General features: G+C 52.8%; 20 protein-coding genes and 1 tRNA gene. 17 read left to right on the top strand and 4 right to left on the bottom strand.

Features of this window, described 5'->3' with window-relative positions:
- Positions 1-33 precede the first annotated feature (33 nt).
- From ftsH to glmM, 3 genes are all read left to right on the top strand, one after another.
- Positions 34-1,941, top strand: a complete 1,908-nt coding sequence (ftsH, locus tag ACUHMQ_RS11090) for an ATP-dependent zinc metalloprotease FtsH (protein ID WP_445295521.1) — start codon at positions 34-36, stop codon at positions 1,939-1,941.
- Between the two features lie 58 nt (positions 1,942-1,999).
- A complete protein-coding gene (gene folP / locus ACUHMQ_RS11085; RefSeq protein WP_445295520.1) occupies positions 2,000-2,830 on the top strand; it encodes a dihydropteroate synthase in 831 nt (276 codons plus the stop codon).
- 175 nt (positions 2,831-3,005) lie between these two features.
- Positions 3,006-4,364 carry a phosphoglucosamine mutase gene (gene glmM, locus ACUHMQ_RS11080; RefSeq protein WP_445295519.1) on the top strand — a complete coding sequence of 453 codons (1,359 nt, stop codon included), beginning with the start codon at positions 3,006-3,008 and terminating at the stop codon, positions 4,362-4,364.
- A 60-nt stretch (positions 4,365-4,424) separates the two neighbouring features.
- Here the strand turns inward: glmM and pstB are convergent, their stop codons facing one another.
- From pstB to pstS, 4 genes are all read right to left on the bottom strand, one after another.
- Entirely contained in the window at positions 4,425-5,195 is a 771-nt protein-coding gene (gene pstB, locus ACUHMQ_RS11075; RefSeq protein WP_445295518.1) for a phosphate ABC transporter ATP-binding protein PstB, read from the bottom strand.
- A gap of 98 nt (positions 5,196-5,293) precedes the next feature.
- Positions 5,294-6,139, bottom strand: a complete 846-nt coding sequence (gene pstA / locus ACUHMQ_RS11070; protein WP_445295517.1) for a phosphate ABC transporter permease PstA — start codon at positions 6,137-6,139, stop codon at positions 5,294-5,296.
- Positions 6,140-6,153: 14 nt separating this feature from the next.
- Entirely contained in the window at positions 6,154-7,143 is a 990-nt protein-coding gene (gene pstC / locus ACUHMQ_RS11065) for a phosphate ABC transporter permease subunit PstC (protein ID WP_445295516.1), read from the bottom strand.
- 205 nt (positions 7,144-7,348) lie between these two features.
- On the bottom strand, positions 7,349-8,386 hold the full coding sequence (pstS, locus tag ACUHMQ_RS11060; RefSeq protein WP_445295515.1) for a phosphate ABC transporter substrate-binding protein PstS: 1,038 nt from the start codon (positions 8,384-8,386) through the stop codon (positions 7,349-7,351).
- A gap of 390 nt (positions 8,387-8,776) precedes the next feature.
- Between pstS and secG the strand changes: the two genes are divergently transcribed.
- The 14 genes from secG to nuoL all read left to right on the top strand — a co-directional run bounded on the left by secG (position 8,777) and on the right by nuoL (position 20,983).
- Positions 8,777-9,136 (top strand): preprotein translocase subunit SecG, encoded by a 360-nt coding sequence (gene secG / locus ACUHMQ_RS11055; RefSeq protein ID WP_445295514.1) that lies wholly within the window; start codon positions 8,777-8,779, stop codon positions 9,134-9,136.
- 25 nt (positions 9,137-9,161) lie between these two features.
- Positions 9,162-9,246: transfer RNA gene (locus ACUHMQ_RS11050), tRNA-Leu, on the top strand.
- Between the two features lie 111 nt (positions 9,247-9,357).
- On the top strand, positions 9,358-9,726 hold the full coding sequence (locus ACUHMQ_RS11045; protein WP_445295513.1) for an NADH-quinone oxidoreductase subunit A: 369 nt from the start codon (positions 9,358-9,360) through the stop codon (positions 9,724-9,726).
- Entirely contained in the window at positions 9,717-10,211 is a 495-nt protein-coding gene (locus ACUHMQ_RS11040) for a NuoB/complex I 20 kDa subunit family protein (RefSeq protein ID WP_445295512.1), read from the top strand. The genes ACUHMQ_RS11045 and ACUHMQ_RS11040 overlap by 10 nt, the downstream gene beginning before the upstream one ends.
- 14 nt (positions 10,212-10,225) lie before the next feature.
- The gene (locus ACUHMQ_RS11035; protein ID WP_445295511.1) at positions 10,226-10,819 is read left to right on the top strand and encodes an NADH-quinone oxidoreductase subunit C; all 594 of its coding nucleotides are present in this window, start codon (positions 10,226-10,228) and stop codon (positions 10,817-10,819) included.
- Complete coding sequence (locus ACUHMQ_RS11030; protein ID WP_445295510.1) at positions 10,812-12,065, top strand: NADH-quinone oxidoreductase subunit D; 1,254 nt, start codon at positions 10,812-10,814, stop codon at positions 12,063-12,065. The genes ACUHMQ_RS11035 and ACUHMQ_RS11030 overlap by 8 nt, the downstream gene beginning before the upstream one ends.
- Positions 12,066-12,082: 17 nt before the next feature.
- Positions 12,083-12,553 carry an NADH-quinone oxidoreductase subunit NuoE gene (nuoE, locus tag ACUHMQ_RS11025; RefSeq protein WP_445295541.1) on the top strand — a complete coding sequence of 157 codons (471 nt, stop codon included), beginning with the start codon at positions 12,083-12,085 and terminating at the stop codon, positions 12,551-12,553.
- A 17-nt stretch (positions 12,554-12,570) separates the two neighbouring features.
- Positions 12,571-13,860: an NADH-quinone oxidoreductase subunit NuoF gene (gene nuoF / locus ACUHMQ_RS11020; RefSeq protein WP_445295509.1), complete on the top strand. Its 1,290-nt coding sequence runs from the start codon at positions 12,571-12,573 to the stop codon at positions 13,858-13,860.
- A 102-nt stretch (positions 13,861-13,962) separates the two neighbouring features.
- Entirely contained in the window at positions 13,963-16,290 is a 2,328-nt protein-coding gene (nuoG, locus tag ACUHMQ_RS11015; RefSeq protein WP_445295508.1) for an NADH-quinone oxidoreductase subunit NuoG, read from the top strand.
- 13 nt (positions 16,291-16,303) lie between these two features.
- A complete protein-coding gene (gene nuoH, locus ACUHMQ_RS11010) occupies positions 16,304-17,362 on the top strand; it encodes an NADH-quinone oxidoreductase subunit NuoH (RefSeq protein ID WP_445295507.1) in 1,059 nt (352 codons plus the stop codon).
- Between the two features lie 19 nt (positions 17,363-17,381).
- Positions 17,382-17,861, top strand: a complete 480-nt coding sequence (nuoI, locus tag ACUHMQ_RS11005; RefSeq protein WP_445295540.1) for an NADH-quinone oxidoreductase subunit NuoI — start codon at positions 17,382-17,384, stop codon at positions 17,859-17,861.
- 24 nt (positions 17,862-17,885) lie between these two features.
- The gene (locus ACUHMQ_RS11000; RefSeq protein WP_445295506.1) at positions 17,886-18,536 is read left to right on the top strand and encodes an NADH-quinone oxidoreductase subunit J; all 651 of its coding nucleotides are present in this window, start codon (positions 17,886-17,888) and stop codon (positions 18,534-18,536) included.
- 27 nt (positions 18,537-18,563) lie between these two features.
- The gene (nuoK, locus tag ACUHMQ_RS10995) at positions 18,564-18,866 is read left to right on the top strand and encodes an NADH-quinone oxidoreductase subunit NuoK (RefSeq protein ID WP_445295505.1); all 303 of its coding nucleotides are present in this window, start codon (positions 18,564-18,566) and stop codon (positions 18,864-18,866) included.
- Between the two features lie 65 nt (positions 18,867-18,931).
- Positions 18,932-20,983: an NADH-quinone oxidoreductase subunit L gene (nuoL, locus tag ACUHMQ_RS10990; RefSeq protein WP_445295504.1), complete on the top strand. Its 2,052-nt coding sequence runs from the start codon at positions 18,932-18,934 to the stop codon at positions 20,981-20,983.
- Positions 20,984-21,019: the final 36 nt, after the last annotated feature.

Here is a 21,019-nt window from a genome sequence, read left to right as displayed (position 1 = left end):
ATACTTAATTTTGCCGGTTTAAGGAGTCGTCCCGTGAATAATCTGGGCAAGAATATCGCCATTTGGGTGATCATCGGTCTGGTTTTAATGACCGTGTTCACCCAGTTTTCCAAACGCCAGGAATCGCAGATCCAGGTCCCTTACTCGCAATTTATGAGTGAGGTGCAGGAAGGGCGTGTCGCGTCTGTCGAAATTGAAGGCCATCCGCTACGTGGGCAATGGATTCGTGGTAAGCGGAATGATGGTTCGAGCTTTTCATCGTTTGCACCGTTTGATTTCCGTCTTGTCGATACGCTGATCAAGCACAACGTCAAATTCAGTGGCAAACCTGAGGATGAGCCTTCGCTGTTGATGAGTATCTTCATCAACTGGTTCCCCATGTTGTTGTTGATTGGCGTCTGGATTTTCTTCATGCGTCAGATGCAGGGCGGCGGCAAAGGCGGTGCCTTCTCCTTTGGCAAGTCGCGTGCGCGCATGCTGGACGAGAACAACAACACCGTAACCTTTGCTGATGTTGCTGGTTGCGATGAAGCGAAAGAAGAAGTGACCGAAGTGGTCGACTTCCTGCGTGACCCAAGCAAATTCCAGAAGCTGGGTGGTCGGATTCCACGCGGTATCTTGATGGTGGGTTCGCCTGGTACCGGTAAGACCTTGCTGGCTCGCGCAATTGCTGGTGAAGCGAAAGTGCCGTTCTTCTCGATCTCGGGTTCTGATTTCGTTGAAATGTTTGTAGGTGTGGGTGCCGCCCGTGTCCGCGATATGTTCGAGAATGCCAAGAAGAACGCGCCTTGCATTATCTTCATCGATGAAATCGATGCTGTAGGCCGCCAACGTGGTGCGGGTCTCGGCGGTGGTAATGATGAGCGCGAACAGACGCTGAACCAGATGCTGGTTGAGATGGATGGGTTTGAGGGTAACGTTGGCGTGATTGTGATTGCTGCGACCAACCGTCCTGACGTGCTTGATCCTGCTCTGCTGCGTCCTGGTCGTTTTGACCGTCAGGTTGTGGTCTCATTGCCCGATATCCGTGGGCGTGAGCAAATCCTGAATGTCCACATGCGTAAGGTGCCTATCGCCAACGATGTGAAGGCAGACATCATTGCACGTGGTACACCAGGTTTCTCCGGTGCGGACTTGGCCAATCTGGTCAATGAGGCAGCGTTGTTTGCAGCCCGTGCCAACAAGCGTCTTGTGGATATGCAGGATTTTGAGAAGGCCAAAGACAAGATCATGATGGGTGCTGAACGGCGTTCCATCGTTATGAGTGAAGAGGAAAAGCAGAATACGGCTTACCACGAGTCAGGCCATGCCGTGATTGCCAAGCTTTTGCCTAAAGCCGACCCGGTTCATAAAGTGACCATCATTCCACGTGGCCGTGCATTGGGTGTCACGATGCAGTTGCCGGAAGGCGACCGTTACGCTTACGACCGGGTCTACCTGCTCGATCGTATTGCGATTCTCTTCGGTGGCCGTATTGCTGAAGAGTTGTTCATGAATCAGATGACAACCGGAGCGTCGAACGACTTCGAACGCGCTACTCAGATGGCGCGCGACATGGTGACACGTTACGGTATGTCGGATGCCCTCGGTCCAATGGTCTATGGCGAGAGCGAAGGCGAGGTTTTCCTCGGCAGGTCCGTGACGACGCATAAGTCGATGTCTGAAGCGACCATGCAGCAGGTTGATGCAGAGATTCGCCGCATCATCGACCAGCAATATGCGTTGGCTCGTAAGCTGCTTGAGGAAAATCGAGACAAGGTGGAGGCCATGACAGCGGCGTTGCTGGAGTGGGAGACGATCGACGCTGAGCAGATTGATGACATCATGCAAGGCAAGCCGCCACGTCCACCAAAGCCGAGCGGCTCAATCAGTCCGCCGCCTAGCGATACGCCAAGTGGACCGGCCCCTGAGCCCAGCACGACACCGGCACAGGAACTCTGATCTTACTTAATGAGCGACAGCGGCCTTGGCCGCTGTCGCTTTATTTTTCAGCTCTAGTATGCAAACTATGCTTCACGCAGGCCGTTTTCGACTATCACTGGCTCGTCCTTTGGTGATGGGTATTGTAAATGTCACGCCGGATTCATTTTCAGATGGTGGTCGTTATGCCCATCTGGATGCGGCTTTGGCCCATGCTTGCCGCTTGCTGGATGAGGGAGCGGATGTGCTTGATATTGGCGGTGAGTCGACCCGGCCAGGTGCGATAACTGTGAGTGTTGAGGAGGAACTGGCCAGAGTAATGCCTGTATTGCGGGAGTTGGTAAGCTGGCAAGTGCCGCTGTCGATCGATACCTGCAAGACAGATGTCATGCGGGCTGCTTTGGATATCGGCATTGATCTGGTCAACGATATCGCCGCACTGGAGGCGTCTGGCGCATTGGAGGCTGTGGCAGATAGTGAGGCTGCTGTCTGCCTAATGCACAAGCAAGGGGTGCCGCAATCGATGCAGGCCGAGCCACACTATGAAGATGTGGTGACCGAGGTGGGTAGCTACCTTGATCAGCGCCGAGAGCAAGCCATTGTGGCAGGGATAGCAACGGAACGCATTTTGCTCGACCCCGGCTTTGGTTTTGGTAAAACCTTCGCGCACAATGCTGCTCTATTTAAAGCACTGCCAGTACTATGCCGCCAATCCGGCCCCATGTTGATAGGTGTGTCCCGCAAATCCATGCTGGGTCAGATCTTAAATGGCCGGCTGGCTGACGAACGTGACCCGGCAAGCGTTGCGGCAGCGCTTTTAGCAGCACAAGCGGGGGCTGCGGTGCTGCGTGTGCATGCAGTCCGGGATACGGTGGATGCATTAAAGGTTTGGCAGGTATTGCAGCCGTGATCGGGATCTTATGTGCAGCTCGAAATCCTCATGTACCCAAGTACATTCCGGTTTTTGCACTGCACCCTGCGGACTGCTGCTCGTGACAGATCGTAAACAGGTTCTGAGGTTAAGAGTCGCTGCATTAAACAAGTATGACTACGGCAGCGGTAGATAGATGAGGAAGGATGTCTAAATGAGTCGCAAATATTTTGGTACCGATGGCGTGCGTGGTATGGTCGGGGAGTACCCAATCACCCCCGATTTTGCAATGCGACTGGGTTATGCGGCAGGTAAGGTTCTGGCAGCCCGGCGTGGCGATGGTACCCATGCAGCAGTGCTCATTGGCAAAGATACGCGAGTCTCAGGTTACATGTTGGAAGCCGCACTGCAGGCTGGGCTTTCTGCTGCTGGTGTGGATGTACACCTTACCGGGCCGTTACCGACACCGGGGGTCGCTTATCTGACCCGTGCATTGAGATTGTCGGCCGGTGTAGTCATATCTGCTTCTCATAACCCGTTCCAGGATAACGGTATCAAGTTCTTTGGCGAGGGTGGCCTCAAGCTCGATGATGCAGTCGAGTTGGAAATCGAAGCCGAGTTGGACAAAGCCATGGGCTGTGTCTCGTCCGAAATGCTGGGACGTGTATGGCGCGTTAACGATGCGGCTGGGCGCTATATCGAATTTTGTAAGAGCACCTTTCCAAATGAATTGAATCTGCGCGGCATTAAAATAGTGGTGGACTGCGCAAACGGTGCCGGTTACCAAGTCGCGCCGCATGTTTTTGATGAGTTGGGCGCGACGGTTGTTGCGATGGGTAACCATCCCAATGGGATGAATATCAATGACAAGGTGGGTGCCACTGCACCTGAAGCCTTGCGCGAGCGTGTTTTGGCCGAAAAGGCTGACTTTGGTATTGCGCTGGATGGAGATGGCGACCGTTTGATGATCGTGGATGGCAAGGGTGTCCTGTATGACGGGGATCATCTGCTTTACGTCATTGCCAAGTTCCGCCATCAACAAGGCCAGCTCAATGGTGGGGTGGTTGGTACCCTGATGAGTAATCTGGGCTTTGAGCATGCTTTGAACAAGCTCGGCATTCCGTTCGCTCGAGCCAAAGTAGGCGACCGCTATGTCCTTGAGATGCTGAAGCAGGAAGGCTGGCTTCTAGGCGGGGAGAGCTCTGGCCATTTGCTGTGCCTGGATAAACACTCCACCGGTGATGCGATTGTCTCGGCATTACAGGTGCTGGCGGCACTGCAGCTATCTGGGCAGTCGCTGGAGCAAGCGTGTGCGGATTTGCCGATTTATCCGCAGCTGTTGCGTAATGTTAAAGTCCGCAAGGAGTTTGATTTCCGCGCCAGTTTGACGATTCAGGCGGCATTGGTAGAAGCGGAGTGTGAGTTGGCAGGCCGGGGTCGAGTATTGCTGCGTCCGTCTGGGACAGAGCCGGTATTGCGTGTCATGGTCGAGGCGGATGAGCTTGCGTTGACCGAGCGTTGGGTAAGTCGTCTGGTCGATGTGGTGTCGGAAGCGGCAACATCTGTGGTTTGATTTCCCATTGCAAATAAAAAAGCGGCAGTTTTAACTGCCGCTTTTTTATTTGTGGACAACTTAGCCAAACTTGCCGGTAATGTAGTCCTCGGTCTCTTTACGTGCAGGCTTGGTAAAAATTTGATCGGTTGGGCCGACTTCCATCAGTTCACCCAGGTACATATAGGCAGTGACATCGGAGACCCGGGCAGCTTGCTGCATGTTATGGGTAACGATGGCGATGGTGTAGTCCTGTTTCAATTCGTGGACCAGCTCTTCAATATGTGCGGTAGAGATTGGGTCCAGCGCTGACGTGGGTTCATCGAGCAGGACGACTTCTGGCTTTACTGCGACAGCGCGGGCAATGCACAAGCGCTGTTGTTGACCGCCTGAAAGACCGAGCCCAGATTGTTTCAGCTTGTCTTTCACCTCATTCCACAGGGCTGCTTTTTGCAGCGCCCATTCAATCCGGTCATCCATTTCTGACCGATTCAGGCGTTCGTACAGTTTTATGCCGAAGGCGATATTGTCGTAGATCGACATAGGGAAGGGGGTCGGTTTCTGGAACACCATCCCAACTTTGGCGCGCAGCATATTCAGGTCTACGCCGTGGTCCAGTACGTTCTTGCCATTGAGCAGTATCTGTCCTTCGGCTCGCAGCTTGGGGTACAGGTCGTACATGCGATTGAACGTACGCAGCAGCGTCGACTTTCCGCAGCCAGATGGGCCGATAAAGGCGGTGACCTTCTTTTCGGCAATATCGAGGTTGATATTTTTCAGTGCGTGGAAGTTACCGTAGTAGAAGTTAAGGTCACGTACCGTGATTTTGGTCTGTACTGTTTGCGTATTCATGTCGTCACTTTCGGGCGATATGCAAAGGCTTGCCCTGGGAGATCCGCTGCGAGGCGGATTAATGCGTAGTGCAAGATGGTTTTAGATCCCAATTGCGCTCAGCCTTGTTCTTTCTTCAGCAGGCTGCGTGCAGTGATATTCAGTATCAGGACAGCCATGGTCACGATAAGGGCGCCGGCCCAGGCCAGAGAAATCCAATTTTCGTAGGGGCTCATGGCGAACTTGAAGATGGTGACCGGTAGGTTGGCCATCGGCTGATTCATATTGGCGCTGAAGAATTGGTTATTGAGGGCAGTAAACAACAATGGCGCGGTTTCACCAGAAATTCGAGAGACGGCCAGCAAGACACCGGTAATGACCCCTGCTTTTGATGCACGTAGCGTTACCGCCAGCACTACTTTCCAGCGCGGCGCACCAAGTGCATAAGCAGCCTCCCGCATCGAGTGAGGTACAAGACGCAGCATGTTCTCGGTTGTACGCAATACCACCGGTATCACGAGTAGTGCCAAAGCAAAGCTGCCAGCCCAACCGGAAAAATGGCCGACATACTGAACGAAGGCAATCCACACAAATAAGCCGATGACAATGGACGGTGCGGAAAGCAGGATGTCGTTGATAAATCGAACAACAGGCGCTAACCAGCCACGTTGGCCGTATTCGGCCAGATAGATACCGGCCAGGATGCCGATGGGGGTACCGATCAGCGTTCCTGTCAGTGCCATTAGCGCGCTTCCGACAATCGCATTCAGCAGACCACCACCGACGCTATCTGGACCGGGGGTGTCCTGCGTAAAGGTTGCCAAGCTGATAGCTGCCAAGCCATTGCTGAATAGCGTAAATAGAATCCACCCCAACCAGAACAGGCCGAACAGCATGGCCAACGTGGACATGGTCAGGTTGAAAGCATTAATGATGCGGCGGCGTAGATAAATATTGTTACTCATAGTGGTCATACGCTTCAGGCATTGCGGCCTTCGCCTTTCTTCAGCTGTAGTAACAGCAGTTTCGAGCAGGCCAGCACGACAAATGTGATCAGGAACAAAATCAGCCCCATTTCAATCAACGCCCCGTAATGAAGTGCGTCGCTGGCTTCTGCAAATTCGTTAGCCAGGATGGAAGCGATTGAATTTCCCGCATGAAATAACGAGTCGATGGCGTCGTAGGAGTTGCCAATGACGAAGGTGACCGCCATGGTTTCACCGAGTGCACGCCCCAGCCCGAGCATGATGCCGCCGACCACGCCGGTTCTTGTGTAAGGCAATACCACATTCCAAACAACTTCCCAGGTCGTCGCCCCCAAGCCATAGGCGGACTCTTTCAACATGGGGGGGACGACTTCGAAAACATCGCGCATCACTGAGGCGATGTAGGGAATCACCATGATGGCGAGGATCAAACCCGCAGTGAACATGCCGATGCCAAACGGTGGGCCGTCAAAAAGCCGACCGATAATGGGAATGCCGCTGGTTATATCGGTAAGCCACGGCTGAATGGCTGGAATGGTAATACCCAGTGCGTCTAACTTTTTTCCTTCCATCAGAATTGGGGCGACCACAAACAAACCCCAGATGCCGTAGATGATCGAGGGAATACCCGCCAGCAGCTCAATTGCAATGCCGAGTGGTCGGCGTAGCCAGAGGGGGGAGAGCTCCGTTAGAAAAAGTGCGATGCCAAAGCTGATGGGGACACCAATCAACAAAGCGATGAATGAAGTAATCAGTGTTCCCTGAATAGGACGCCAAGCGCCAAAGGTTTGGCCGACAGGGTCCCATGACGATGAGAACAGGAAGCTTGCACCAAAATGGTGGATTGAATCCCAGCTGCCATGAATAAGCGAGATGATGATGGCGGTGAGTAGCGCCAAAACCAGTAACGCAGCGCCACGAGTCAAATTCAGGAACAGGATATCGGCGAGATGGTTATATGCCGGGCGAACTGGGGCAGACATGCTTTACTCACGGCTCGTTACTTAACTACACGACAGGGATTGATGCCTGCCGTATGAGGGATGAAGCACCTGATGATGGTATCTACCTTGTTATGCGGCACAGCTGTAAGCCGGGCCTTCAGTTCCGGATTACAACTGTTGCTGCATATCGTGGTCGGTACCTAAGTGAAATTTGTAAGCCAAGTTCTATGGTCTGTTAGAAACTCTACTTGAGAATGGGGGCGCCAGCGGTATCGGTCATTTGTTTCCAAGAGGCCTTAATCTGGGCGACGACTTCGTCGGGCATCGGTATGTAGTCCAGATCCAGGGATAGCTTGTCGCCATCGGCACTGTAAGCCCATTCAAAGAACTTTAGTACGTTCTGTGCGTTTGAGGCGTTGTCCTGCTTCTTTTGCATCAATATGAAAGTAGCGCCTACGATGGGCCAGGAGTCCTTTCCTGGTTGGTTGGTCAGAATCTCGTAAAAGCCCGGTGCATTTTTCCAGTCCGCATAGGTCGCTGCAGCTCTGAAGGTTGCCTCACTGGGTTCGATGAATACACCTTCTTTGTTCTGAAGCGTGGCATAAGCCAGCTTGTTCTTCTTCGCGTAGGCGTATTCGACGTAGCCTACGGCACCCTTCAAGCGCTGCACATAAGCGGCGACGCCCTCATTGCCTTTGCCTCCGATGCCTGCTGGCCAAGCGACGGCGGTACCTTCGCCAACCTTGGTCTTCCAATCCGGGCTGACTTTGGACAGATAGTTAGTAAAGATAAAGGTGGTGCCTGACCCATCTGCGCGCCGCACGATGTTTACGCGTAAATCAGGCAGCGACACGCCTTTGTTCAATGCGGCAATCGCCGGGTCATTCCAGTTCTTAATCTTGCCGAGGTAAATATCGGCAAGAACTGTTGGTGTCAGCTTAAGCTTGCCGGCTGCTACACCAGGAAGGTTGAAAACAGGTACTACGCCGCCCATTACGGTGGGGAACTGATGCAGGCCGTTCTTAGCTAATTCTTCGGGCTTCAATGGTGCGTCTGAAGCGCCGAAGTCCACCGTCTTTGCTTGAATCTGTTTAATGCCCCCGCCAGAGCCAATTGACTGGTAGTTCAAGCCAGTGCCTGTTTTCTGCTTATATACTTCAGCCCATTTTGCATAGAGTGGGTAAGGGAAGCTGGCCCCGGCGCCGGTGATATCTGTGGCGGTGGCGTAGCAGCTTAAGCCCAACGTGATGGTCGCGAGAAATTTGCGGCCCGTGAAGTACATACGATTCTCCAGTGTGTTACGAAACTGCGGGTAGAGGAGTAGCGCAAGCCTTACCATTCCACGGTTTCCCGGCGCGCCCCTACAAATGCAAAAGATGGTAATCATCGAATATTGCAGAAACATGACAACTTTGTGACTGACTTTGCGGTCAGTAGGTCGGATTGACTAGGGAGATGCGCAGCGTATAGAATCCGACGCCTTTGCTTTTCCGTGTTTCCGCTTAGTATTTGGCTGTATTCAGCTTAAGTTATCGAATCGGGTGTCCGATTTGATAAGAAGTGGGGATAAGGTGGGCTGAAGCCTATGTCGCAATGTGGAAGTGTAGCGCTGAGTTACGTTTCTCTTTGTTAGAGAATTCGGCCGAGTTTGCCGAGCGTCTGGTTGAGCAAAATGGAAGCATTTAAAGTTTTGATTCAGGTTCTCAATGTGCTGTCCGCCCTTGCGGTGATTGTCTTGGTGCTTTTGCAGCATGGCAAAGGTGCAGACATGGGTGCTGCCTTTGGAAGTGGCTCGTCAGGTAGCTTATTTGGCGCGTCAGGTTCTGCAAATTTTTTGAGTACCTCCACTGCTATTTGTGCTACAATTTTTTTCTGTAGTCTTTTTACTTTGGTCTATATAGATTCTCAGCCTGCAGCTAACGCTGGTGCGGGTGTAATGTCTGAAGTTGTTAAGACAAAGCCAGCTGAAAATCAAAAAGACACGCCGGTTCAGCCGGCAAAAAACGAAAATCAGAGCAGTATTCCTAACTGATCTCGTTCAAATTATTTGGTGCGCTGCCGACATGGTGAAATTGGTAGACACGCTATCTTGAGGGGGTAGTGGCGCAAGCTGTGTGAGTTCGAGTCTCACTGTCGGCACCAAATTCTAAATCGTTGCTTGTCTTTCCCGAATTAGACTTGCGGCGATGTCAATGGAAGCTAGACTTCCAATCACGTCTATATTAATAAACTAAATCGTACCGGGGAGCTTTCATGCTCGAGAACTACTTCCCTGTCCTGCTTTTCATGGTGGTGGGTTTGTTGGTTGGTGTTGCTCCTATGGCGCTGGGCAAGACTGTTAGCATATTGCTGGGGACCAATCGCCCGGATCCGGAAAAGCTATCCCCTTACGAGTGTGGGTTCGAGGCTTTTGAGGATGCGCGCATGCAGTTTGATGTGCGGTATTACCTCGTTGCCATCCTGTTTATTCTATTTGATCTAGAAGTCGCCTTTCTGTTGCCGTGGGCTGCAGTAATTAAGGATGTCGGTTTTCCTGGGTTTGTCGCCATGATGGTGTTCCTGGGCATTCTGGTGGTTGGCTTCGTTTATGAATGGATGAAGGGGGCGCTGGAATGGGAGTAGCTGAAAACACCCTGACCCAGGGCGTAATGGACAAAGGATTCATTACTACCACCGTCGATACGGTAGTGAACTGGACGCGCACGGGTTCTTTGTGGCCAATGACATTTGGCTTGGCCTGTTGTGCGGTAGAAATGATGCATGCGGGTGCTGCGCGTTACGACTTGGATCGTTTCGGCATCGTATTTCGCCCTAGTCCTCGCCAATCTGATTTGATGATTGTTGCTGGTACGTTGTGCAACAAGATGGCGCCTGCCTTACGTAAAGTCTACGACCAGATGCCGGAGCCGCGTTGGGTTCTGTCGATGGGGTCGTGTGCGAATGGCGGGGGGTACTATCACTACTCCTATTCTGTTGTTCGCGGTTGTGACCGCATTGTTCCGGTTGATGTTTACGTCCCGGGATGCCCTCCGACAGCTGAGGCCTTGCTCTATGGTCTTATCCAGCTGCAAAACAAGATCAAGCGCACCAACACCATCGCGCGTTAACCAAGATACGCATCATGGCAACCAAACTCGACGCACTGCAACAGTCACTGCAAACGGCCTTGGGTGACAAGGCCGTTTCCTTGATCAATGCATTGGGTGAATTGACTCTAGTGGTCAAGTCGGCTGAATGGCCGGCTGTTTCCCGTATGCTTTGTGATCATGAGGCTTTGCAGTTCAGGACTTGTATTGACGTCTGTGGTATGGACTACAGCAGTTATAAGGATAGCGGGTGGGATGGTTTCCGCTTTGCTGTGGTCTATCATCTGCTCTCCGTTTCCTTGAATACACGCTTGCGGGTTCGTGTTTTCTGTGAAGACGATGAATTGCCGGTAATCAATTCGGTACTGGACGTTTGGCCTGGTGTGAATTGGTTCGAACGTGAAGCATTTGATCTGTATGGCATTGTGTTCACTGATCACCCAGATCTACGCCGTATCCTGACAGACTATGGTTTTGTTGGTCATCCATTCCGTAAAGACTTCCCGCTTTCCGGCAATGTGGAAATGCGTTACGACCCGACTCAGGGCCGTGTGATCTATCAGCCCGTCACTATCGAGCCGCGCGAAATCACTCCGCGCATCATCCGCGAGGAGAATTACGGTGGCTGAGATCAAGAATTACACGCTGAACTTCGGCCCACAGCATCCCGCCGCTCACGGCGTACTCCGCTTGGTGTTGGAGTTGGATGGTGAAGTGGTTCAGCGCGCCGACCCACATATTGGCTTATTGCATCGCGGCACGGAAAAGCTGGCGGAGCACAAGACCTTTATCCAATCTGTTCCCTATATGGATCGGTTGGACTATGTGTCGATGATGAGTAATGAGCATGCCTACGTGATGGCCATCGAGAAGTTGATGGGCATTGAAGTGCCGGTGCGTGCGCAGTACATCCGTGTCATGTTCGATGAAATCACACGGATTCTTAACCATCTGATGTGGATTGGTGCGCACGGCCTCGATTGCGGTGCCATGACCATCTTCCTGTACGCATTCCGCGAACGGGAAGACCTCATGGATTGTTATGAGGCGGTATCTGGCGCGCGTATGCATGCTGCCTATTATCGTCCTGGTGGTGTCTACCGCGATTTGCCGGATTCGATGCCGCAGTACCAAGCCTCCAAAGTGCGTAATGCCGCAGCAATCCGTGATCTGAATCAGAATCGGCAGGGTTCGCTGCTCGACTTCATCGAAGACTTTACCAAGCGTTTCCCGACTTATGTCGATGAATATGAAACCTTGCTGACGGACAATCGCATTTGGAAGCAGCGCACGGTAGGTATCGGCGTTGTCACCCCAGAGCGTGCAGTGCAACTCGGTCTGACTGGGCCAATGCTCCGTGGTTCGGGTGTGGAGTGGGATCTGCGTAAGAAGCAGCCGTATGAAGTCTACGACAAGCTTGATTTCGACATTCCCGTTGGTGTGAATGGCGATTGTTACGACCGTTACCTTTGCCGTGTCGAAGAAATGCGCCAGTCCAACCGTATTGTTAAGCAGTGTGTGGATTGGTTGCGTAAGAATCCTGGCCCGGTCATTGTTGATAACCATAAGGTCGCGCCACCTAACCGTTTGGATATGAAATCCAACATGGAAGAGCTGATTCACCACTTCAAGCTCTTTACCGAAGGTATGCATGTACCTGAAGGCGAGGCTTATGCTGCAGTCGAGCATCCGAAAGGTGAATTCGGTATCTATCTTGTATCCGATGGCGCCAATAAGCCTTATCGCTTGAAGATTCGTGCGCCAGGTTTCGTGCATTTGTCCGCGCTTGATGAAATGGTGCGCGGCCATATGATTTCGGATGTCGTGGCGATTATCGGTACGCAGGACATCGTGTTTGGGGAGATTGACCGGTGAGTGATCTCAATGTTGGGCTGAGCCCGGATTCCCTCGCGCAAATTGATCGCGAAGTTGCCAAGTACCCCGCTGACCAGAAGCGTTCGGCAGTCATGGGTGCCTTACGTATTGCCCAGGTTGAAAAGGGCTGGTTATCCGCCGATACCATCAAGTTTGTGGCGGACTATCTCGGCATCGCCCCCATGGCAGCTCATGAGGTAGCGACTTTCTACAATATGTACGATCGCAGCCCTGTTGGCAGACACAAACTTACCGTCTGCACCAATCTGCCTTGCGCGCTATCGGGCGGTGCTGATGCAGGTGAGTACCTGCAGAAGAAGCTTGGCATTCATTACAACGAAACCACGGCGGACGGCAAATTCACACTCAAGGAAGGCGAGTGTATGGGTGCCTGCGGTTATGCCCCGGTTTTGCTGGTGAACAATCACACCATGTGCAACCACATGACGCCAGATGCGATCGATCGCAAGCTGGCTGAACTTAACTAAGGCCAGGGACGAAGCGAATGACCGTTTACGTCAAAGGCGTTGTGTTCGACGGCGTCGACTTTGATGATCCGAACTCATGGAGCATCGACGCTTACATGCAGCGCGGTGGCTATGCAGCGCTGAAGAAGATCATTGCCGAAGGTATTACCCAGGACGCCATCATTGCCGAATTGAAAACCTCCTCGCTGCGTGGTCGTGGCGGTGCAGGTTTCCCAACCGGACTGAAGTGGTCATTCATGCCGCGCAGCTTCCCGGGGCAGAAGTATCTGGTATGTAATACCGACGAAGGCGAACCGGGTACATTCAAGGACCTGGATATCATCGTCAATAATCCGCACGCGTTGATTGAAGGCATGATCATCGGCGGGTATGCGATGGGAATCACTGTCGGTTACAACTATATCCATGGCGAAGTATTTGAAGCTTATCAGCGCTTCGAGGCTGCTTTGGAAGAGGCACGCAGGGCAGGCTTCCTGGGTGACAACATCCTGGGTAGCGACTTTTGCTTCCAGCTGCACGCCCATCATGGATATGGCGCTTATATTTGTGGCGAAGAGACGGCGTTGTTGGAGTCTCTTGAGGGCAAGAAGGGCCAGCCACGTTTCAAGCCGCCTTTCCCTGCCAGTTATGGTTTGTACGGTAAGCCAACAACGATTAACAACACCGAGACCTTTGCGTCGGTGCCCTACATCGTTCGTGAAGGCGGCCAGAAGTTTCTGGAGTTGGGTAAGCCCAATAATGGCGGCACCAAATTGTTTTCGGTGTCCGGCCATGTGAATCGACCCGGCAATTTCGAGATCCCGCTCGGCACGCCTTTCAGCGAATTGCTCGAGATGGCAGGTGGTATGCGTGGCGGTAAGAAGATCAAAGCCGTTATTCCTGGCGGTTCTTCGGCGCCCGTGCTGCCCGGCAACATCATGATGGACACCACCATGGATTACGACACCATTGCCAAGGCGGGTTCCATGCTGGGTTCTGGTGCGGTGATTGTGATGGACGAGACTGTCTGTATGGTCAAGGCATTGCGCCGGCTATCCTACTTTTATTTTGAAGAATCTTGCGGTCAGTGCACTCCATGCCGTGAAGGTACGGGTTGGCTCTATCGCGTGGTTGATCGTATCGAGCGCGGCCTTGGCCGTCCGGAAGATCTTGACCTGCTTGACTCGGTAGGTAAAAACATCGCGGGCCGTACTATTTGTGCGTTGGGTGATGCTGCCGTGATGCCAGTGCAAGGCATGCTCAAGCACTTCCGTGATGAGTTCCTGCACCATATTGAGCACAAGAAATGCATCGTGCCTGGGTATTGATCGGTAACCCCCTAATCAGGTTTGCTGACAGACCCTTATTCAGCTGGTTTCGGTGCCTAGCATCCGCCAGCGGTAACAAACGAAAGTTCGGGCAGCCCGACCATGCTTGAAATAGAAATTGACGGTACCAAACTGACAGTCCCCAATGGCACTACGGTCATTGAGGCGGCCCGGTCTATTGGTACGCATATCCCGCACTTCTGTTATCACAAGAAGCTGTCCATCGCGGCCAACTGTCGTATGTGTCTGGTTCAGGTGGAAAAGGCACCCAAGCCCTTGCCTGCCTGCGCTACGCCAGTTAACGACGGTATGAAGGTGTTTACGCACTCTGATATGGCTGTCAAGGCGCAGCAGGGTGTGATGGAGTTTCTGCTGATCAACCACCCGCTGGATTGCCCGATTTGCGACCAGGGCGGTGAGTGTCAGTTGCAGGATCTGGCTGTTGGTTACGGCGGTTCCAACTCGCGCTATGAAGAAGAGAAGCGCGTGGTGCCAAACAAGGACTTGGGGCCGTTGATCTCTACCGACATGACGCGCTGCATTCACTGCACCCGTTGTGTCCGTTTCACCGAAGAAGTCGCCGGCATGCAGGAAATTGGCATGGCTGGCCGTGGCGAACATTCCGAAATCATGTCTTTTATCGGCATGACGGTCGACTCGGAAATTTCAGGCAACGTGATCGACCTTTGCCCTGTTGGTGCGCTGACTTCAAAGCCCTTCCGCTATACCGCCCGTACTTGGGAGTTGTCGCGGCGTAAGAGTGTCAGCCCGCATGATGGTCTGGGCTCCAACCTGATTGTGCAGGTCAAGAGCGACCGCGTAATGCGCGTGTTGCCGCTGGAGAATGAAGCGATCAATGAATGCTGGATTGCCGACCGCGACCGCTTTGCTTATGAAGCGCTGAATAGCGAACAACGTTTGACCAAGCCCATGCTCAAGCAGGGCGGGCAATGGATTGAAACTGATTGGCAGACTGCGCTTGAGTATGTGGGCAATGGTCTGAAGTCGATTTCACGGGAACATGGTGCAGATTCCGTAGCCATTGTGGGTACACCGCATTCAACGGTGGAAGAGCTGTTCCTGCTTAACAAGCTAAGCGGCGCGCTGGGTGCGGGTGCCGCTACCTTTGGTGGGCGCTATGCGGATGTCCGCCTGGCTCAGAACCAGCTGGGCGCAACCTGGTTGGGGCAAGGCATTGCCGATGTAGCCCAATCCAAGGCGGTGTTGGTGGTTGGGTCGACCATTCGTAAAGAACAGCCATTGTTGGCGCAGCGCCTGCGTCAAGCTGTTAAGCGTGGCCTTAAGCTATCCGTCATCAATCCTATGGATGATGAGCTATTCACCAAGTTGGGTGGTCGTAAGATTGTACGGCCCGACCAGTTGGCCGAGGCTTTGGCTGCTGTATTGAAAGCCGCTGCTGAACTTAAGCAGCAGGCAGTGCCTGCTGATGTGGCGGCTGTGGTGGTGGATGACGCTGCACGTGGTATTGCCGAACAGCTCATCGCCGCAACGGCAGAGGAAGGCGGTCGCGCCAGTGTATTGCTGGGCAATCTGGCTGCCCATAATCCACGCGCTGCCGAGATTGCAGCATTGGCGAATCAGCTCGCCGCTATGACTGGCGCTACTTTGGGTTGGATGAGCGAAGCGTCGAATACGGTAGGCGCGCAGGTATTGGGCCTGAAGGCCGAGAATGCCTTGGTCAAGCCGCGCAAAGCCGTGCTGTTGTTCAATACCGAAGTAGAATTTGACAGCCATGACGCACAAGTTGCGTTGGCAACAGTCAAACAGGCAGAGATGGTCGTTGCTTTTTCGGCCTTCAAGCATGCTGGTATCGAGTACGCGGATGTTTTGCTTCCAATCACGCCGTTCTCGGAAACCGCAGGCAGCTTTGTGAATATGGAAGGCAAGCTGCAGACTTTCAATGGCGTGGTTAAGCCGCTGGGCGATAGCCGGCCTGGTTGGAAGGTGTTGCGCGTACTGGGTAATCTGCTTGGCTTCGAAGGCTTTGATTTCGACAGTGCTGAAGCAGTACGTAAAGCAGCGTTGCCACAGGGCGATGCGGGTGTCACTGCGAAATTGAATAACGCAGTCAATGGTGTAACTGTAGCGTTGCAGGCTGCTGGAACCGGCTTGGTACGGTTGGGTGAAGTGCCGATTTATCAAAGCGATGCATTGGTACGTCGTGCGCCTTCATTGCAGAAGACACGTGATGCTGTTGCACCGTCAGTTGGTTTGTCGGTGGCGACTGCGGCACAGCTGGCTGTAGCAGTAGGTGATGCTGTACAGGTCAAGCAGGGTGATGCACAGGCACGGTTTACTGTCGCCATCGATGCGGGCCTGGCGGATGGAGTGGTCAGATTGCCGGTTGCGCATCCGACTACAGCCATGTTGGGTGCGATGTTCGCCCCTGTTCAACTGACGCGCGCCTGAGAGGAGAGCAACCATGATCGACGCGCTGTATAACGGTTTCCTCTCTGTGCTGGGTGATACCACGGGTCTGGTAGCCTGGACCCTACTCAAGATTGTGCTGATTGTTGCCCCGCTTTTTGGTGCGGTGGCTTACCTGACTTTGGCCGAGCGTAAAGTTATCGGTTATATGCAGATCCGTATCGGTCCGAATCGCGTGGGTCCATTTGGTTTGCTGCAACCGATTGCCGACGGCGTCAAACTGCTGTTGAAGGAAATCATTTCCCCAAGCGCTGCGTCGACAGGCTTGTTCTTCTTTGCCCCTATCATGGTCCTGGCGCCTTCGTTGGCTGCCTGGGCAGTGGTGCCGTTTTCCCCGGGTGTGGTGTTGGCCAATGTGAATGCCGGCCTGCTCTACGTGATGGCGATTACCTCATTGGGTGTGTACGGCATTATCGTGGCCGGTTGGGCATCAAATTCCAAATATGCCTTCCTTGGCGCTATGCGTGCCTCAGCCCAGGTGATTTCTTACGAGCTGGCCATGGGTTTCGCCCTGGTCGGTGTGTTGATGGTGTCTGGCAGTTTGAACCTCACCGATATCGTTAATCAGCAAGGCCAAGGTATTGCTGGCGGCTCTATCTTGTCCTGGAACCTGATCCCGCTGTTCCCATTGTTTCTGGTCTACCTGATCTCGGGTGTGGCGGAAACCAACCGTGCACCGTTTGATGTGACTGAAGGCGAGTCGGAAATTGTAGCCGGTCATATGATTGAATATTCAGGCATGAGCTTCGCCCTGTTCTTCCTGGGTGAGTACGCCAACATGATCCTGATTTCGATCATGACCTCAATCATGTTCTTGGGTGGCTGGTTGTCTCCCTTCCCGTCCTCGATACCTTTCTTTGGGGCCGAAGGCTTTCATTGGCTGGGATTGAAGACCGCATTCATCCTGTTCTGCTTCCTCTGGTTCCGTGCCACCTTCCCGCGTTATCGCTATGACCAGCTGATGCGCCTGGGTTGGAAGATTTTCATCCCGGTAACCCTTATTTGGATCGTCCTGGTTGCCGCCTGGATGCAAACCCCGTATTCGCTCTGGTGAGTTGAGCACCATGGAAAAGATTCAGAATTTCTTCAAAACCTTCCTGTTGGTTGAATTGGTCAAGGGCTTGGCGCTCACTGGCCGTCATTTCTTCCAACGTAAAATCACTGTGCAGTTCCCTGAAGAAAAGACGCCGTATTCACCGCGTTTTCGGGGCCTTCACGCGCAACGTCGTTACGCCAATGGTGAGGAGCGTTGCATCGCTTGTAAGTTGTGTGAAGCGGTCTGTCCCGCCATGGCCATTACCATCGAGTCGGAAGTCCGGGATGATGGTACCCGCCGTACCTCGCGTTACGACATCGATTTGACCAAGTGCATTTTCTGCGGCTTCTGTGAAGAAGCTTGCCCAGTGGATGCCATCGTGGAAACCCATGTATTGGAATACCACGGTGAAAAGCGCGGCGACCTGTATTTCACCAAACCCATGCTGCTGGCAGTGGGTGACAAGTACGAAGCTGAAATCGCGAAGAGTCGCGAAGCCGATGCCAAGTATCGCTAAACGTCCATCTTTGAACCGGCAGCCATGACCCTGACTACTGTCATTTTTTATATTTTCTCGGCCATCCTGATTGCTTCTGCACTTCGGGTGATCACTGCCAAGAACCCGGTACACGCAGCGCTCAGTCTGGTGCTGTCTTTCTTTACCGGTGCGGTACTGTGGATGCTGATCGAAGCCGAGTTTCTCGCCATCTCGCTGGTGCTGGTTTATGTCGGCGCGGTGATGGTGCTCTTTCTCTTCGTGGTGATGATGCTCGACATCAACTTTGAAGAGTTACGCAAAGGCTTCTGGAATTACTTTCCGTTTGCGGCTTTGGTCGCGATCATCATGGCTGTCGAAATGGTAATGGTGCTTGTAGCACCTGATACCGGATTGGTTGCTTATTTTGAAGTTACGCCGTTGCCAGATGGCGTATCGAATATCAAGCAACTGGGTGTGCCCATCTATACCGAATATCTGCTCCCTTTTGAATTGGCTGCAGTTCTACTCCTGGTGGCTATGATTGCTGCGGTGTCTTTGACATTGCGCCGCCGTAAAAACACCAAATATGTGAATCCATCTGACCAGATTAAAGTGAAGCGTAATGATCGCCTGCGCATCGTCAAGATGGATGCCGTAGTAGAACAGCCCCAAGCACCTGTTACAGATGAAGCAGCCGATAAACCGGCCGCCTGAACCGAAAACAAGACGAGTTTATAAGCTATGACGCTGACCCATTACCTCGTGCTGGCCGCGATCCTGTTCGCGATTTCGGTATTCGGCATTTTCATGAATCGCAAGAACATTATTGTTCTGTTAATGGCAATCGAGTTGATGTTACTGGCCGTTAATATGAACTTTATTGCTTTCTCCAAATATCTCGGCGATACCGGTGGACAGATTTTCGTGTTTTTCATTCTGACTGTGGCCGCTGCTGAATCGGCTATTGGTCTGGCAATTCTGGTCGTGCTGTTCCGTAATACCCGATCAATTAATGTGGAAGACCTCGACAGCCTGAATGGTTGATCGCAGTCAATTTGATAACAGCAAATTTGACGACCTAACAAAGCAATACAGAACAAGACTGCGCTATGGATAAACCGACGCTCTATCTGCTGATTCCCCTGTTGCCGCTTTTCGGCGCTATTGTCGCGGGCCTGTTTGGCCGTTACGTAGGCCGTGCCGGTGCGCACTGGGTAACCATTCTCGGTGTGGCAGCCGCCTGTGTTGGCTCTTTTTCGGTGCTATATGACCAACTCAATGGTGGCGAAGCCTATAACGGCAATCTTTACACCTGGTTGACCGTTGATGGCATTGATGTGTCTGTTGGTTTCCTCGTGGACAAGCTGACCGCCATGATGATGGTGGTGGTGACTTTTGTGTCCTTGATGGTGCATATCTACACCATTGGCTACATGGAAGAAGACCCCGGTTACCAGCGTTTCTTCAGCTATATCTCGCTGTTCACCTTTTCGATGCTGATGTTGGTGATGGCGAACAACTTCGTCCAGTTGTTCTTTGGCTGGGAAGCAGTTGGCCTGGTCTCGTATTTGTTGATTGGTTTCTGGTTCAAGCGTCCTACGGCCATTTTCGCCAATCTGAAAGCCTTCTTGGTTAACCGTGTGGGTGACTTTGGTTTCCTGCTCGGGATCGGCCTGGTGTTGGCGCACTTCGGTTCCTTCTATTACGCCGATGTCTTTGCTGCTGCACCTGCAATGAAGGATGCAACGATCAGCTTGTTGCCTGGTACGCAGTGGTCCTTGCTGAGCGTGGCGTGCATTCTGTTGTTTGTGGGCGCCATGGGTAAGTCTGCCCAGTTCCCATTGCATGTCTGGTTGCCAGACTCCATGGAAGGCCCGACCCCGATTTCTGCGCTGATCCACGCCGCTACGATGGTGACCGCGGGTATCTTCATGGTTGCCCGGATGTCGCCCTTGTTTGAGCTCTCCGATACCGCGTTGAATTTCATCCTGGTGATCGGTGCAATCACAGCGTTGTTCATGGGCTTTCTGGGTATTATCCAGAACGACATCAAGCGGGTTGTGGCTTACTCGACCTTGTCGCAGCTCGGCTATATGACGGTTGCGCTAGGTGCCTCGGCTTACTCGGTTGCTGTGTTCCACTTGATGACCCACGCGTTCTTCAAGGCCTTGCTATTCCTTGCCGCGGGTTCAGTCATCATCGGTATGCATCACGATCAGGACATCCGCAACATGGGTGGCTTGCGTAAGTACATGCCCATCACCTGGATTACTTCCTTGATTGGTTCGCTTGCCTTGATCGGCACGCCGTTCCTGTCTGGCTTTTATTCCAAGGATTCGATTATTGAAGCGGTGCATGCATCACATCTGCCTGCTGCGTCATTCGCCTATGCCGCAGTGGTTATCGGTGTGTTTGTTACGGCTTTCTATTCCTTCCGTATGTACTTCCTGGTTTTCCATGGCAAGGAACGTTGGATGGAAGCCAAGCATGACCACGGTCACGATCACCACGATGACGAACACGCAGACGAACATCATCACGGCCTTGGCCCCAATGACAAGCCGCACGAGACCCCTTGGGTTGTGACTTTGCCGTTGGTGTTGTTGGCGATTCCATCAGTGGTGATTGGCTTCATCGCCATCGAACCGATGCTTTACGGCGGTTTCTTCGATGGGGTGATCAATACCAGTCATCACCATGTGATGAGTGAGTTGAAAGAGGAATTCCATGGCGCGGTAGCGATGGGTCTGCATTCTCTTACTACAGCGCCGTTCTGGCTGGCATTAGCGGGTGTTGTGTTGTCATGGTTCTTCTACATGAAGCGGCCGGACATTCCGGCAGCCATCAAAGCTAAAACCGGCCCGTTGAATACTTTGTTGGAAAACAAGTACTACATGGATCACCTCTACATCCAGGGCTTTGCGACCTTTGGCCGCAAGCTGGGTAAGGTGTTCTGGAAGGCGGGTGACACAGTGTTGATCGACGGTTTGCTGGTCAATGGCGCTGCCAAGTTGGTGGGTCTCGTGGCTGGTGCGGTGCGTCGCATCCAGACCGGGTACATCTATCACTACGCTTTTGCCATGATCATCGGGGCCCTGGTATTGCTGACCTTTTGGTTAGGCAGTTACTTTTGGCTGGGTCGTCTCCTTAATCCACAATAATCGTGCGCAGTACACGTTTAAAGAAAACACATTCAG

Source organism: Chitinimonas violaceus, assembly GCF_052601015.1.
This window is presented reverse-complemented; position numbering and strand designations above follow the sequence as displayed.